The following is a 14970-nucleotide window of genomic DNA, read 5'->3' on the forward strand; positions in this document are numbered from 1 at the left end:
GGAAACGGCATTTATCTCTATGCCAAAGCCATTGAAGCAGGCGTAGATATTATTGATACAGCCCTTGGTTCGATGGCAGGCTTAACCTCACAGCCAAGTGCGAACTCTCTGTATTATGCGATGAAGGGCAGTCAGCGTGCAGTACGTGCGGATGTTGATGCACTAGAAAAGCTATCCTACTATTGGGAGGATGTACGTCACTATTACAAGGATTTTGAAAGTGGCATGATAAGCCCGCATTCTGAAATTTATGTACATGAAATGCCAGGCGGTCAGTATAGTAATCTCCAGCAGCAGGCAAAAGCAGTCGGTCTTGGTGACAGATGGGAGGAAGTAAAGCGCATGTATTCTCGCGTGAATCTTCTATTTGGTGATATTGTCAAAGTAACTCCATCCTCGAAAGTAGTCGGGGATATGGCCTTATTTATGGTGCAAAATGAATTAGACGAACAGTCCGTCTTAACAAGAGGCCAAACGATCGACTTCCCAGACTCTGTCATTGAATTCTTCCAGGGATATTTAGGACAACCACACGGTGGCTTCCCAGAGGCACTCCAAAAGGTGGTGTTAAAGGACCGTGAAGCGATCACAGTCCGTCCTGGTGAACTACTAGAGCCCATCCATTTTGAGCAGCTAGAGGCAGTGCTGGAGGACAAATTAAATCGCCCAGTCACAAAGAAAGATGTACTCGCGTATGCACTCTATCCAAAAGTGTTTGAGGAATATGCGAAAACAGTGGACTCCTTTGGCAATATTTCGGTATTGGATACACCAACCTTCCTATACGGGTTAAAGCTAGGGGAAGAAATCGAGGTCGAAATCGAAAAAGGCAAAACGTTGATTATAAAGCTAGTGTCTATTGGAGAGCCACAGCACGATGGGACACGCGTTATGTACTTCGAGCTAAACGGTCAATCCCGTGAGCTCATGATTCAAGATATGACGGTTGAGGTGGATGGTAGCATAGCGTTAAAGGCAGATCCAAGCAATCCTAACCAAATTGGTGCCACAATGCCAGGAACTGTGTTAAAGGTAGTGGTGTCGAAGGGTAGCCAAGTGAAACGAGGAGACCATCTGTTAATTACCGAGGCTATGAAAATGGAAACAACTGTCCAAGCACCGAAAGACGGGATCGTAAAAGAGGTCTACGCAAGTGCAGGCGATGCGATTTCAACAGGTGATTTGTTAATTGAAATTGAATAAAAGTTAATGAAAAAGGGTTAATAGCCAGCTTTAAATAGCCATCTATTAACCCTTTTATGTGCAGTTATGTCTATTTTTTGACAATTTAACTTGATTCAGCAGAATACTTCCATCTCTTAACTAGCGAGAGGAATATAGATAAGATAGAAAGGCAAAAAAGATTCGTCATTAAAATAGCACGAATCTTTTTCTAGTATTATTTATTTTTTTCATTATAATTGCTACGTGCAACTAGCATTATCATGTAGCAAAGTAGACCGAATAAAATTGAGATAAATAATGAATGTAGTAATGCGACAATTAAATTTAATTTTGTTAGGACTACTAACATACCAGCAATTACCTGTAAGATTACTATAATAAAGGCAATCACCCAACCATAGTAAATAACACGTTGATTTTTATACTCTTTTACAGCGTGCCAAGTTATGTATGCAATCCAAATGAAAAAGATAAGAACAGCTAAGCGGTGCCCCATCTGCACCCATTCATACATATTATTTAGAGGTGCTAGAGGTGTTTCGTTGTAACAGAACGGCCAATCAGGACATATTAAACTAGAATCCGTATGGCGTACAAGCGCACCTGTATAAACGACTAAATAAGAATAAATTGTGACGGCAATCGTGTGCCAGCGTAATTTTTTTCCAATAAAAACGTTAACTGCATCAAATTTTCGATCCACTTCAAATACAATCATAGAGAGAAGAAGAACAGCAGCAAAAGAAATCAAGGAAATTCCGAAGTGGAGGGCTAATATAAAGTCACCTTGTCCCCACAATACCTGAGCTGCGCCAATGAGAGCCTGCGCGATTAAGAAGAACATCGCTAGGAAACCTAATAGTTTTACTTCACGAATATGACCGAGTTTACGCCATGTCCAAATTGTTAACACAAGAATTGAAATAGATACGACCCCAGTTACAAGACGATGTGAGAATTCAATTAAAACTTCTGGTGTAATTTCTTTTGGAATAAGAGAACCATTGCAATCAGGCCAATTTCGACCACAGCCTAAGCCACTATCTGTTTTGGTAACAAGTGCTCCACCAAGTAAAATAAGGAGCATTCCAACTGTAGCGGCAACAGCAAACCACTTCATATACCTGTTGTGTTGCATAAAATGAGTCACCTACTTTATCTATCAACATTACATGAAAGTAATGTTTCTGCTACTAGATAATATCGAAAATACAGGTAAAAAACAACTTGTAAAGAGAAGGGAGTTTTAGATGTCGAATCCATTTCACAAATTGTTCATAATTTCGTGCTTTAACCTTCACAATTCATTTTAGAAAATGTTTTACTATAGATATGTTGTTTTTAATTATATTTCTAGACAAAGCTAATTTTTACAACTTCATCTAAATTTCACTTAATGTCTAGAAATCAATCGCAAATTTCGCTATAGTAATTGTAGCGGAATATGCTTACAAAAATGAAAGGAGAGGTAACATGTCAAACGGTCGTGCATTGTCGGCTACTAGAAATACTGGGCCAGAATCAACATCTGTTGTAAAAGATTTCTTAGCACTGATTAAAATTGGAATCGTTAACTCGAATCTTGTCACAACGTTTACAGGGATGTGGCTGGCATTTCAATTTACTAGTAGACATTTCTTGCAAGAGTTAGATGTCATATTGTTCACCATGCTGGGAGCGGCACTCATAATTGGTGGCTCAGGTGCAATGAATAACTTCATTGACCAGGATATAGATCCAATCATGAAAAGAACGAAGGCAAGACCGACAGTAACAGGTAGATTTAAGCCGAATTTTGTATTGACCATTGCCCTCTCATTTTTAATTGTAGGTGAAATTTTGTTATTTGCGGCATCGTTTGCGGCCGGCATGTGGGGACTAGCAGGAATATTTGCTTATGTTGTTCTATATTCAATGTGGTCTAAGAGGAAGCATGTTAGTAACACGGTTGTAGGAAGTATTTCAGGAGCAATTCCACCAGTCATTGGGTTTGCAGCTGTTGAACCTGCATTAGGTCCAGGAGCACTTGCTTTATTTCTTATCATGTTTGCATGGCAACCACCGCATTTTTATGCGCTTGCGATGAAACGTACTGAAGAATACCGTGCTGCTAATATTCCGATGCTACCTGTTGTAAAGGGATTTAAACGAACGAAATACTCGATGTTATTCTGGATTCTTTTATTATTACCGTTACCTTTCCTTTTACCAGAGCTTGGGGTTGGCTTCTTAATTCTTGCAACTGCATTGAACTTGGGCTGGTTAATTCTAGCTTTTAAAGGCTTTACCGCAAAAGATGATATGAAATGGGCAAATAAAATGTTTATCTATTCGTTGAATCATATGACCATATTATTTGTATCCATCATAATTTTTGCGTTGTTTAGCTAATTTAGGAATTCTTTCTTTTCCTAAAGAATTCAAATAGACAGCACTAATGTCCTAGGTACACATGAAAATACAACAAAGAAAGAGGGGTTTAATTAAGCTATGATGAAAGGGCTTAAAAAATGGCGTCTTTTTTCACTTCTAGCAGTGATGATGGTTTTCCTTTCCGGTTGTGGTGAAGATTATCTTTCAGCACTAAGACCATCTGGAGAAGTAGGTAAAGAGCAATTGAATTTATTACTGTTAACTACTGTAATTATGACGCTAGTAGTAGTAGTAGTATCTGTTATCTATTTAATTGCATTCTTAAAATTCCGTCGTTCAAGAGTCGGCGAAAATGTGATTCCTAAGCAAGTTGAAGGTAGTCATACGTTAGAAGTGATTTGGACAGTTATTCCAATTATTTTATTATTAATTATTGCAGTACCAGTTGTTACTGCTACTTATAAATTTGCAGATGTTGCTGCAATGGACGAAGTAGATGAAAATGGTAACAAAACAGCACTTACAGTAAATGTAACTGCAAAATTATATTGGTGGGAGTTCGAATACCCTAACCAAGGTATTGTAACTTCACAAGAATTAGTTGTACCAACGGGTCAAAAAGTTTACTTTAACTTAAAAGCTGCCGATGTAAAGCACTCATTCTGGATTCCTGCTGTGGGCGGTAAAATGGATACGAACGTAGAAAACTTAAATAAATTCTACTTAGTATTCGATAAAGAATCGAAAGACCTTAAAGATGGCGTTTTCTATGGTAAATGTGCTGAGTTATGTGGTCCTTCACACGCATTAATGGACTTCAAAGTTAAAGCTTTAAGCCCAGAAGCATTTGATGCATGGGTAACTGCAATGAAAGCAACAGAAGGTAAAGTTGCTGACAAAGCTTCAACAGATCTTGGAGAAGCAACATTTGCTAACAGCTGTTTAGGCTGTCACGCAATTTCTGGTACAGGCGTTAGTGGTGCACCAGGTCCTAACTTAACGACATTTGGTGACCGTAACCGTGTAGCTGGTTTCTTAAATCATGATGAAGAGAGCCTAAAAGCTTGGATTAAGGACCCTGAATATTATAAACCAGGCAACTTAATGACAGGAAAATATGGTGAACTTTCTGACGAACAAATTGATGCTCTTGCGACATATATCATGAGCTTATCTGTTGAAAAATAATTTTAAGTTTTATGTAACAAACTTTGAGGGAGGTAAAAGTTGTGAGCTCATACACACAGAAAAAGGGCTTTGGAGCAACTGTCTGGGATTACATTACTACTGTTGACCATAAAAAGTTAGCAGTGATGTATTTATTAGCCGGTACATTGTTCTTCGCTATCGCTGGTTTTGAAGCGTTATTAATGCGTATTCAGTTAATGAAACCAAATAACGATTTCATATCAGCAGGTTTTTTCAATGAATTATTAACAATGCACGGAACGACAATGTTATTCCTAGCAGCGACTCCATTACTATTCGCATTTATGAACATGCTTGTACCATTACAGATTGGTGCGCGTGACGTTGCATTCCCGTTCCTTAACTCTTTAGGGTTCTGGTTATTCTTCCTAGGTGCAGTATTCCTTCACCTGTCATTCTTTATGGGTGGCGCTCCTGATGCGGGCTGGACTTCTTATGCATCATTATCATTATATTCTCCAGGACATGGTATTGACTTCTATGTACTTGGTTTACAAATTTCAGGGGCAGGTACATTAATCTCAGGTCTTAACTTTATTGTTACGATTATTACAATGCGTGCTCCTGGTATGACATTCATGCGTATGCCATTATTCACTTGGACATCGCTTGTATCAAGTGCTTTAATTTTATTCGCATTCCCTCCACTTACAATTGGTTTATTAATGATGTTATTTGACCGTATGTTTGGTGGTAACTTCTTTGACCATACTATGGGTGGTAACACAATTATTTGGGAACATTTATTCTGGATCTTCGGACACCCAGAGGTTTATATCTTAGTATTACCAGCATTCGGTTTATTCTCTGAGATTATTCCAGCGTTCTCTCGTAAGCGTTTATTCGGATACTCTTCAATGGTATTCGCAACAATTTTAATCGGTTTCTTAGGGTTCATGGTTTGGGCTCACCATATGTTTACAGTTGGTCTTGGGCCAACAGCAAACGCAATCTTTGCCGTTGCAACAATGGCAATTGCCGTACCAACTGGTATGAAAGTATTCAACTGGATCTTAACTATTTGGGGCGGATCTATTAAAGTTACAACACCAATGCTTTATGCACTTGGTTTCATCCCGTCATTCGTTGCGGGTGGTGTTACAGGGGTAATGCAAGCATCTGCACCTCTTGACTACCAACTACACGATTCTTACTTTATCGTTGCTCACTTCCACTACGTAATCGTAGGTGGTATTGTAACAGCTTTATTCGGTTCAGCGCACTTCTACTGGCCAATTTTCTTCAACCGTATGTTAAACGAAACATTAGGAAAATGGACTTTCTGGGTATTCTTCATTGGATTCCATTTAACATTCTTCCTACAACATTTCCTAGGTCTGATGGGTATGCCACGTCGCGTATTCACTTACATGGAAGGTCAAGGTTGGGATCAGTTCAACTATATTTCAACAGTCGGTGCTGCAATGATGGGTGTTGGGGTTATCATGATGGTAATCAACTGCTTAATGTCCATTAAAGGTAAACCAGCAGGTCGCGACCCATGGGGCGATGGACGTACACTAGAATGGTCAATTCCACAACCAATTCCATTCTATAACTTCCGTCAAACTCCACTTGTACGTGGTTTAGATCCATGGTGGATTGAAAAACAAGAAGGAAATAAAGAAGTTACATTTGCTGAGCCATTAGGTGATATCCATATGCCAAACAACTCGGCAATCCCATTCGTTATATCTTTAGGTATGTTTATCGCAGCATTCGGTGCTCTTTACAATCCAGATGCAGATAAACCTTGGTCAATCTATATCTTAATTGCTGGTCTTGCTATCACATTTGGTGCTATGATTTTCCGTTCTGTTAAGGACGATCACGGTTTCCACTTACACAAAGAAGAAATTATTGAAATTGAAGAAAAACTTTACGGCAAAGGAGGAAATAAATAATGGATTTCAATACTAAATTTACTCCTCATACTTGGCCAGATCATCCTGAACAAGCTACGATGGAAGGTAAAAATAAAGTCGTTGGTTTCTGGATTTTCCTTGCCTGTGAAGTTGTACTTTTCGCTAGTTTATTCGCTACTTACTTAGCGCTTAAGAACAAAGGGCCTGCAGGCATGGAGTTCACAACGCAAGGTTTGTTTGAATTACCTTTAGCATTTGCTATGACGATGTTACTTTTAACATCATCACTAACATCTGTATATGCGATTTACCATATGCGTAACTTTAACTTTAAAGGCATGCAAACTTGGTTAGCAATTACATTAGCTTTAGGTCTTGGATTCTTAGGACTTGAAATCTATGAATTCCAACATTATGTGCACCTTGGTTTTACATTTAACCAATCTGCATTTGCAACTGCATTCTATACATTAGTTGGTACACATGGTTTCCACGTAACTTTAGGACTTGTTTGGATTGCATCATTAATGATTCGTAATGCTAAACGCGGACTAAACTTATATAACGCACCTAAATTCTTCGTAGCTGCTTTATATTGGCACTTTATTGACGTAGTTTGGGTATTCATCTTTACAGTAGTATACTTGATGGGAGTGATCGGATAATGTCATCACACGATACACCTATAGTTGCTAAGTCACAGGCACAATACGAGTATGATCGTCATCATAATGCCGTTCATATGCGTAAACAGGTAATCAACTTTGCGATTATGATTTTCTTTACGTTTATCGCGTTCGCAGTAGTTGCAGCCGATTTTTCTAAATACTTAATATTCCCGTTTGTTTTATTACTTGCTGGAGTTCAAGTTGTTCTTCAACTTTACGCTTTCATGCACTTAGAAGACAAAAAAACTCACTTCGGTGGTGTAATTGGCTTCTTTATGTGGATGGGAATTTTAATCGCATTTACATTCTTCTTAGCATTCTTAACTATCATTTGGTGGTAATCACCAAAGAAGCACGTTCTCTACATTATGTAGGAACGTGCTTTTCTTGTTGTACCTATAACTTGATAAATGTCATTTACAAGTTTTCAAAATATTTATCATCAACTTAATATACCTAGACTATCAATGATAATTTGTTCACCTTTCGTTCATTGCAGTATAGTTGTAAGCGTTCTATAATAGGAGTACTGAAGTTTAAAGGAGTGCGTTCTGTATGCCACTTAGTATATTTGGTTTCCAAGCTTTATGGAGCCCGTATTTAATAGGGGTTCTCGTTTTTATAACAGTCATCTACTTTTTAGTCACAACAAAGTGGCGTAAGGATTTTAAAGAAAGTGAACCTCTGAAAAAGGGAGAGGCGATTTATTTTGTACTAGCGATGGTAACGATTTATATTATTAAAGGATCTCCAATAGATTTAATGGCGCACATTATGTTTACAATGCATATGGTGCAAATGGCTATTTTATTATTGCTTGTTCCAATTTTCTTAATTAAGGGAATTCCGTGGTGGGTATGGAAAGTTGCAATAGAAGCACCTGTTGCTAGAAAATTATTTAAAGTGCTTACGTTACCTGTTGTAGCAGTCTTTGTCTTTATCGGTTTGTTTTCTTTCTATCATCTACCATCAGTGTTAGATTACATTAAACTAAACGAAACTTTACATGGTACATATACATTTGTGTTATTTGTATCTGCTGTTTTTATGTACTGGCCATTAATTCAAAACATGCCTAATCGTTCACAAATGAAGCCTTTGTACAAATTAGCTTATATAATTGCTAATGCTGTATTAATTACACCAGCATGTGCATTAATTATTTTTGCACCCAACGCTATGTATGAAACCTATACAAATGGTGATGCGTGGCTAAAGGCAATGGAACTTTGTGTACCAGCCTCTACATTATCTGGCTTATCTCTATCAGGTCCGGAGCTCTTTACTGATATGAAACCTGTTGCCGACCAGCAACTAGGCGGTGTTCTGATGAAAATATTACAAGAGATTATTTTCGGTGTATTACTTGGTTCAATCTTTATTAAATGGTATCGCTCAGAACAAAAGGATCCAGATAAAATTACTGCTGATGCATTAAAGGCGCATCAACAAAAATGGGAAAGTCAACAGCAACATTAATAGACAGTAGAAATTTTCTATAAGGAGTTTTGTGAATGGAACTGCAAATTTTACCTACTCTAAGTACATCATTCATCGTGATCAGTGCAGTACTTGTAGCGATTGGCTGGGGCTTGATTATAAAAAGAAAAGTTGAGGCACATAAAAAAGTAATGTTAGCTGCTGGAGTTGCAGCACTTATTTTCTTTATTATTTATGCTTCACGTACAGTATTTATTGGGAATACAGCATTTGGTGGTGGAGAAGATTTAAAACCATACTATACTTTCTTCTTAATTTTCCACATTATTTTAGCTACTACGGGAGCTGTGTTTGGGATTGTGAGTATTATCTCTGGTCTGAAAATGAATATTAAGCTTCACCGTCGTATTGGACCAATTACAAGTATTATTTGGTTTTTTGTAGCCATTACTGGAGTATTAGTGTACGTTTTACTTTATGTTCTGTTTGAACCAGGTGAAACAACTTCTGTTATTAAAGCTATTTTAGGGGTTTAACAAAAATCTCCCACTTTTTATTGAGAAGGTGGGAGATTTTTTATGGATGTCTGATTAAATAAAGAAAGAACTACAACTACTAGTAAAGGACCAAGTAAAATTCCGAGAAATCCAAATATCTTAAAGCCGATAAACATAGCAATAAATGTTGTAAGAGAAGAAAGACCAACTTTATTGCCAATTACTTTAGGTTCAATCATACGTCGAACCAAAAATAAGACGATGGTTAACACCACAAGCGCAATAGCAAAAACATAGTCTCCTGTAAAGGCTTTATATATCGCCCAAGGCAGAAGCAATATAAATGAATCTAAAAAGGGAATAACATCTAAAATAACAAGCAAAAGTGCTAATATAAGTGGAAATGGTGTTTTAAGTATAAAAAATGTTCCGAAGGCTATAGCAAAAATGCAAATACCAACTAAAAATTGAGCTTTCATAAAACCGAACAAAGCAAGCTTCACTCGTTGACCAATAAATAATATTTTTTGATGATAGTGAAAAGGAAAAGGTGTTAACATTTTACGATTGATGGCTGGCAGCTCTAATAGTAACATGTAGAGCACAATCCAATAAACAAATATATCAAACAGACGTGAAGGAATATAAGTAAGCAATGATGACCAAACATTTACGTTTGTTAAAGATAAGGCAAACTTTTCAATGGATGATAATGCTCGTGAAATGAGTAGTTGAATTTGGATGACAAGATCTACTGGTAAATGATACGTATAGTTAGAAAGCTTGGATTGCATTTGAATCCATATTGCTGACAGCTGATTGAGATACTCAGGAATATGAATGATGAATGTTGAAAATTGTTTCCAACTGATAAATATTATGAAGATACATACTAGTATGGTTATACTTAAAAAGAATATAAAAAAAATGGATACAATAATTTTACGTTTTTTTCGAAATCGTTTGCTGATTCGAATGATGATAGGCTCTAATAATATGGCGGTGACATAGGCAAGTAATATTGGCAATGATAGGGATATAAACCAAAGAAGTGCTATTCCTAGTGCAATAACAATTATTGGGTGGCGGAAAAAGGGATGTTTTAAAAACTGTAGCATTTAATCTCACCTACATCCTATGAAAGATATCATTAGTATGAGACGAAAAAATATTTTTACTCAAAATAAAAAAGACTGGACCACCAGTCTTTTCACAACGAGTTTTATATATGAAGCTGTTGTCGCAATGGGGAGTTGATTCTTCCCATTTCCTGAATCAGGACGTAGCTATCACTAAAGAAATTATAGATTAGCGTGCTTTAACAGGTTCAAGATTGTTTTTATTTGTAGTTTGGATTGCGAATTCATCTAAGTCTAATTTAACCTTTTTTAAGATTTCTTCACATTTTTTTACAAGGTGTGCTGGATAGACTTCATCGTCACCATATTCAACACCATGTGGGTAATAGTATTTACCAAGTGCTGGTTTCATTAAAGTTAGGATTGCGTCGTGTGCACCAACGTCACCAGAAATTGCATATGCGAATACACGAAGGTAATAACGACCTTCACGAGTATCGAAACGCTTATCAAATGTCATACGTTCATAGTCCCAGCCGCCGTCACATTCTAAACCATTTTTTTTCATAATGCTTTCAATAAGTTCTTGATCAGCTGTTAAATTTTCAAGGTTAGTATTTTCAAAATACATGTAAAATCCTCCTTTAGGTTCTCGTACAAAGTATACGCTCATTTTTTATAATAGAGCATATTCGACATTGTTGCAATGACAACATTGTGTCAACCCGATTACAATTGATATAATAACTTACAATACTGGTGATGAAAAGGAGTCATGTATGAAAGCTTTATTCCGCATTCTTATGGCATGTGCTGCAATTGCGTTAATCGGTTTTATGTTTTTTAATACACCACGTGAAAATGAGCCACTTGAAGGACCGAATGCTAATTCTAATATTATACCAAAAACAGAATTAAAGCAGCCAGAAGTTGGAGCAATGACAAGGCCGGAAAGTGGAATGTCGACATTCATTGGTCAAGGTGTACAAGCTGTTGTGAAACAATACGGAGAACCAGCACGAAAGGAACCATCGTCTTTTGGGTATGATTGGTGGGTATATAATACGAGTGCCACTGCATTTTTTATGGTAGGGGTTCAAAATAACATAGTGACACAAGTTTACATAGCTGGGGAAGATTTGGACGCCTATCCTTTTAAAGTTGGACAAAAACGTGACGAGATTTATCGAATGACAATCATTGATTATGAAGTAGCAGCCAATGTTGATGATAATATTTTTGTTTTTTCGATGAGTGAAGAAGATATGCAGACCCGTTTACTGGTGAAATTCGATGGGCTTTTTGCACAGCTTTATATAGATAGAGAATCAAGTGAGCTACAGGGTATACGCTTCACTAATAGCGAAACACTTGTTCTTCATCAACCATACGAAATGACTTATCAAGGTGAGCTTGTTATACCTACACCTCCGTCTTCTTTTTTACAGCAGGAAATTAATGAAGCAAATGCTGAACAGCTTGACGATTTGCTAAATGTAACTAGGGTTCATCATGATCTGCTTCCACTAAAAGTAGATGTAACACTAGGAGAAGTAGCTAAAATGCATAGTGAAGATATGAAAGTTCAAAACTTTATTGGGCATGAATCACCTACAAATGGGGATTTAAAAAAGAGATTAGAAACACAAGGGATTGAATATAGTGAGGCGAATGAGAATCTAGCGACAGCTTATTTTGATGCTATCGAGGCTATGCACGGTTGGCTCAATTCTGCTGAGCATCGAAAAGTTATTTTGAATGAAAAATATTCGACAGTTGGCTCTGGTGTCTTTTTAAATTATTATACACAAATATTTATTGAGCCTTCCTCACAAAAGCTGGATAGTGAGAATATTGACTCTGAAGAACCTGTAGAGGGTATCGACGAATCATCATAATAAAATAGTATCTGTAACTGAAGATTAACTTGGTGAACCCAAGTTGAACTTCAGTTTTTTTATTTTATAAATGGTTTATTCAACTGGAAGAATTAGTGAATTTCCTGCCTGCATTTTTCGTCACACCGTTACAGACGCCGTCATATGATAGAGAACTGAAAGGGGGAATGAGGCATGCAATTAGCTGAGCTGTTAAAGGATTGGCCATGTAGTGTGACTGGCGGGTCTATTCGCACTATAGTTACAGGTGTTGAGGACTATGCACAGGCTGTAAAACCAGGTGATATTTTTATAGTACGAAAGGGCAAGAAAACGTCTGGTAGCCGCTTTGTAAAAGAGGCATTGGCACGTGGGGCTGTAGCCATTGTTTCAGAGGAAAGCATCTCAATACCTATTACTGATCAAAATATTCCTTTCGTTTGGGTTCCGAATACTGCCTTATTTTTATCGTATGCAAGTGCAAAGCTCACGGCCTTCCCAGCAGAAGCATTGACGGTAATAGCCATTACTGGGACAAATGGAAAAACAACAGTAAGTCACTATGTAAGCCAATTGTTAAGAGCTTTACATAAAAATGTAGCTGTTATTGGGACAGTTGGATTTTTTATAAATGGACAAAAACAACAAACCAAATATGAGCAATTAACAACATTACAGGCAAAGGAATTGCATCCAATTTTAAAGCATTGTGCACAAAATGGTGTTACACATGTTGTTTTAGAGGCTTCTTCAATGGGATTACAGCAACATCGACTGGATCATTGTGATATTGATTGTGGTGTCTTTTTAAATTTATCGGAGGATCATTTAGAGGATCATGGTGGACTTGAAGGGTATAAGCGTGCGAAAAAAAGACTGGCAGATTTATCTAAAAAACTAGTGTTAAATGGGGATGATAATTTCTGCCGTTCTGTTGGCATTTATGATAAGAAAAAATCCTGCTCATTTGGCTTTGACAATCACAATGATTTACATATCCAAATTGTCAGCGAATTCATTGGCAAAACGGTACTCTGTCTACAAACATCTACAAGTGAGCATATCGTAGAAATTCCTTTCGTTGGGAAATACCATGTGCAAAATGTTGTAGCGGCGTTGATGGCTATATGGCGCTTAGGTTTTTCAATTGAGGAGATAGCCGAGCATATGTGGTCATTAAAGCTACCAGAAGGCAGACTTGAAAAAATAGACAATTCATTTGGTATTGATGTGTATGTGGATTATGCACATACTGCAGAGGCATTGCAGGCTGTCTTGCAGACATTCGATCGATCGAAAACCCTTTATCTTGTATTTAGCTGTGGTGGCAATCGAGATAAGGCAAAACGTTTTGCGATGGGTGCTGTAGCCAGTAAGTATGCAGATGTTATTTTTTTAACAACTGATAATCCACGGGATGAGGATCCAATCCTAATTAATGAAAGTATTATAGCTGGTTTTACAGAACAGCAATATTATGAAATTTATCTAGATCGCAAGGTTGCTATTCATAAGGCATTAGAAAAGGCTGAAAAAGGCGATATTGTACTTGTTGCCGGAAAAGGGCATGAACAAACTCAACAAATAAAAAATCAAAAAGTCCCTTTTTCCGATCAACAATGTGTCCGTGATTATTTTTTAAATCTTATGCCTGAGAGCGGCGTTGAATGACAAAAAATGACCCAGTTGCAATTGCTAGCTTGCGACCAGTTTCATCCTCAATATCACATTCCATCACAAGTGTTTGACGCCCTTTATGTACAAAGCGTCCACGAGCGATTAGTACTTTATTTGTTGTTGTAGCAATATAAGAGACATTCATATTTGTTGTGACAACATTATAGCCTTCTGGTACAGAACGCGAAGCCAATCCTCCCATCGCTGCATCTGCAATTGTTGCAATAATTCCTCCATGTGGAACCTTAATCGTATTATGGATAACTGGCGTAATTGGAATTTTAACCTCACTAACATCTGGCTCAAATTTACCTACCATATGCAGGGCAGCATTTATATATCGTCGATGTACCCCTTGTTGTTTTGCACGAAGCCCTGATAATAAATGCAATAAAACCTCTTCATCTTCAGCAGTGCTTTCTTGTAAAATATTTGCTAGTAATGCTTCGATTTGTTCTTTGGATGATGTAGCCAAATTAAAAACTCCTTCATGTAAAAATATCAATAATGTAAAATTACCACAAAATCTGTTATGATGGGAAAGAGATTGGGGGAATTAACTATGATGATGACCTCTGACTGGGTAATCATATTGGATGAGGCCGATGCGCTTTGTGAGATGATTCTTTCCTCTGAGCCTGCGAAAATGCTGCAACAAGCTTACGCTGCTGTTTATAGCGATGTTCAATTGATCGAAGCTATACACGCATTTAATCGCATGAAAGAGCAGTACGAAGATGTACAACGTTTCGGAAAATACCATCCGGACTATCATACAATCATGAAATCGATTCGTCAGCAAAAGCGCGCACTCGATTTAAATGAAAAGGTTTCAGCCTTAAAGATTGCTGAAAACGATTTTCAAGATTTACTCGACGAGATAAGCCTGCTTATAGGAAAAACTGTATCAGAAGCAGTAAAAGTGCCTGTAAGTAATCCTTTCTTTGCATCTGGTTCTTCATGTGCTGGAGGCTGTGGTTCAGGTGGTTCTTGTTCGTGCTCTGCATAATAGCAAGATTTTTAGACTGTATACAAACTCGGATGATGACGAGTGTATACAGTTTTTTTTATGTCATTTCAGATCTTGATTCAGTAACCCA

Annotated in this window: 15 protein-coding genes; 11 read left to right on the forward strand and 4 right to left on the reverse strand. The window is 37.3% G+C overall.

What is annotated here, in order from left to right:
• A partial coding sequence (locus AC3WOM_RS19790) for a biotin/lipoyl-containing protein (RefSeq protein ID WP_492448072.1) occupies positions 1 to 1203 on the forward strand: 1203 nt, incomplete at its 5' end.
• Positions 1204 to 1399: 196 nt separating this feature from the next.
• On the opposite strand, the gene AC3WOM_RS19795 is transcribed toward AC3WOM_RS19790, so the two are convergent.
• A complete protein-coding gene (locus tag AC3WOM_RS19795; RefSeq protein WP_427549929.1) occupies positions 1400 to 2323 on the reverse strand; it encodes a COX15/CtaA family protein in 924 nt (307 codons plus the stop codon).
• 335 nt (positions 2324 to 2658) lie between these two features.
• Here AC3WOM_RS19795 and cyoE point away from each other — a divergent pair, with 335 nt between their 5' ends.
• The 7 genes from cyoE (at position 2659) to AC3WOM_RS19830 (ending at position 9276) form a co-directional block, all read left to right on the forward strand.
• Positions 2659 to 3576, forward strand: coding sequence for a heme o synthase (cyoE, locus tag AC3WOM_RS19800; RefSeq protein ID WP_427549927.1), 918 nt, complete (start codon positions 2659 to 2661; stop codon positions 3574 to 3576).
• Positions 3577 to 3675: 99 nt separating this feature from the next.
• Positions 3676 to 4746 (forward strand): cytochrome c oxidase subunit II, encoded by a 1071-nt coding sequence (coxB, locus tag AC3WOM_RS19805; RefSeq protein WP_427549925.1) that lies wholly within the window; start codon positions 3676 to 3678, stop codon positions 4744 to 4746.
• Positions 4747 to 4787: 41 nt separating this feature from the next.
• The gene (gene ctaD / locus AC3WOM_RS19810; RefSeq protein WP_492448073.1) at positions 4788 to 6671 is read left to right on the forward strand and encodes a cytochrome c oxidase subunit I; all 1884 of its coding nucleotides are present in this window, start codon (positions 4788 to 4790) and stop codon (positions 6669 to 6671) included.
• The gene (locus AC3WOM_RS19815; RefSeq protein ID WP_492448074.1) at positions 6671 to 7297 is read left to right on the forward strand and encodes a cytochrome c oxidase subunit 3; all 627 of its coding nucleotides are present in this window, start codon (positions 6671 to 6673) and stop codon (positions 7295 to 7297) included. Before ctaD ends, AC3WOM_RS19815 begins: the two co-directional genes overlap by 1 nt.
• Positions 7297 to 7641: a cytochrome C oxidase subunit IV family protein gene (locus AC3WOM_RS19820; RefSeq protein WP_427549919.1), complete on the forward strand. Its 345-nt coding sequence runs from the start codon at positions 7297 to 7299 to the stop codon at positions 7639 to 7641. Before AC3WOM_RS19815 ends, AC3WOM_RS19820 begins: the two co-directional genes overlap by 1 nt.
• A gap of 214 nt (positions 7642 to 7855) precedes the next feature.
• The gene (gene ctaG, locus AC3WOM_RS19825; protein WP_427540911.1) at positions 7856 to 8779 is read left to right on the forward strand and encodes a cytochrome c oxidase assembly factor CtaG; all 924 of its coding nucleotides are present in this window, start codon (positions 7856 to 7858) and stop codon (positions 8777 to 8779) included.
• A 35-nt stretch (positions 8780 to 8814) separates the two neighbouring features.
• Positions 8815 to 9276, forward strand: a complete 462-nt coding sequence (locus AC3WOM_RS19830) for a DUF420 domain-containing protein (RefSeq protein WP_283871036.1) — start codon at positions 8815 to 8817, stop codon at positions 9274 to 9276.
• Positions 9277 to 9293: 17 nt separating this feature from the next.
• On the opposite strand, the gene ytvI is transcribed toward AC3WOM_RS19830, so the two are convergent.
• Positions 9294 to 10355 carry a sporulation integral membrane protein YtvI gene (ytvI, locus tag AC3WOM_RS19835; protein WP_492448075.1) on the reverse strand — a complete coding sequence of 354 codons (1062 nt, stop codon included), beginning with the start codon at positions 10353 to 10355 and terminating at the stop codon, positions 9294 to 9296.
• A gap of 190 nt (positions 10356 to 10545) precedes the next feature.
• Positions 10546 to 10947: a YugN family protein gene (locus AC3WOM_RS19840; RefSeq protein ID WP_427540902.1), complete on the reverse strand. Its 402-nt coding sequence runs from the start codon at positions 10945 to 10947 to the stop codon at positions 10546 to 10548.
• A 148-nt stretch (positions 10948 to 11095) separates the two neighbouring features.
• On the opposite strand from AC3WOM_RS19840, the gene AC3WOM_RS19845 reads away from it, so the two are divergent.
• On the forward strand, positions 11096 to 12214 hold the full coding sequence (locus tag AC3WOM_RS19845) for a CAP domain-containing protein (protein ID WP_427540899.1): 1119 nt from the start codon (positions 11096 to 11098) through the stop codon (positions 12212 to 12214).
• A gap of 174 nt (positions 12215 to 12388) precedes the next feature.
• Entirely contained in the window at positions 12389 to 13864 is a 1476-nt protein-coding gene (locus AC3WOM_RS19850) for a UDP-N-acetylmuramoyl-L-alanyl-D-glutamate--2,6-diaminopimelate ligase (protein ID WP_427540896.1), read from the forward strand.
• On the opposite strand, the gene AC3WOM_RS19855 is transcribed toward AC3WOM_RS19850, so the two are convergent.
• A complete protein-coding gene (locus AC3WOM_RS19855; RefSeq protein ID WP_427540893.1) occupies positions 13839 to 14345 on the reverse strand; it encodes a PaaI family thioesterase in 507 nt (168 codons plus the stop codon). The genes AC3WOM_RS19850 and AC3WOM_RS19855 overlap by 26 nt on opposite strands.
• Positions 14346 to 14432: 87 nt before the next feature.
• On the opposite strand from AC3WOM_RS19855, the gene AC3WOM_RS19860 reads away from it, so the two are divergent.
• Entirely contained in the window at positions 14433 to 14879 is a 447-nt protein-coding gene (locus AC3WOM_RS19860; protein WP_427540890.1) for a YlbF/YmcA family competence regulator, read from the forward strand.
• Positions 14880 to 14970: the final 91 nt, after the last annotated feature.

The sequence above is a fragment of the Lysinibacillus sp. FW301-JW8 genome (assembly GCF_058788755.1).

Bases quoted from the DNA above. Each gene is read 5' to 3' on its own strand.
- AC3WOM_RS19815 (WP_492448074.1), top strand. From the start codon at position 6,671: ATGGATTTCAATACTAAATTTACTCCTCATACTTGGCCAGATCATCCT.
- ytvI (WP_492448075.1), bottom strand. From the start codon at position 10,355: ATGCTACAGTTTTTAAAACATCCCTTTTTCCGCCACCCAATAATTGTT.
- AC3WOM_RS19860 (WP_427540890.1), top strand. From the start codon at position 14,433: ATGATGATGACCTCTGACTGGGTAATCATATTGGATGAGGCCGATGCG.
- AC3WOM_RS19845 (WP_427540899.1), top strand. From the start codon at position 11,096: ATGAAAGCTTTATTCCGCATTCTTATGGCATGTGCTGCAATTGCGTTA.
- AC3WOM_RS19840 (WP_427540902.1), bottom strand. From the start codon at position 10,947: ATGTATTTTGAAAATACTAACCTTGAAAATTTAACAGCTGATCAAGAA.
- AC3WOM_RS19820 (WP_427549919.1), top strand. From the start codon at position 7,297: ATGTCATCACACGATACACCTATAGTTGCTAAGTCACAGGCACAATAC.
- cyoE (WP_427549927.1), top strand. From the start codon at position 2,659: ATGTCAAACGGTCGTGCATTGTCGGCTACTAGAAATACTGGGCCAGAA.
- AC3WOM_RS19795 (WP_427549929.1), bottom strand. From the start codon at position 2,323: ATGCAACACAACAGGTATATGAAGTGGTTTGCTGTTGCCGCTACAGTT.
- ctaG (WP_427540911.1), top strand. From the start codon at position 7,856: ATGCCACTTAGTATATTTGGTTTCCAAGCTTTATGGAGCCCGTATTTA.
- AC3WOM_RS19830 (WP_283871036.1), top strand. From the start codon at position 8,815: ATGGAACTGCAAATTTTACCTACTCTAAGTACATCATTCATCGTGATC.
- AC3WOM_RS19850 (WP_427540896.1), top strand. From the start codon at position 12,389: ATGCAATTAGCTGAGCTGTTAAAGGATTGGCCATGTAGTGTGACTGGC.
- coxB (WP_427549925.1), top strand. From the start codon at position 3,676: ATGATGAAAGGGCTTAAAAAATGGCGTCTTTTTTCACTTCTAGCAGTG.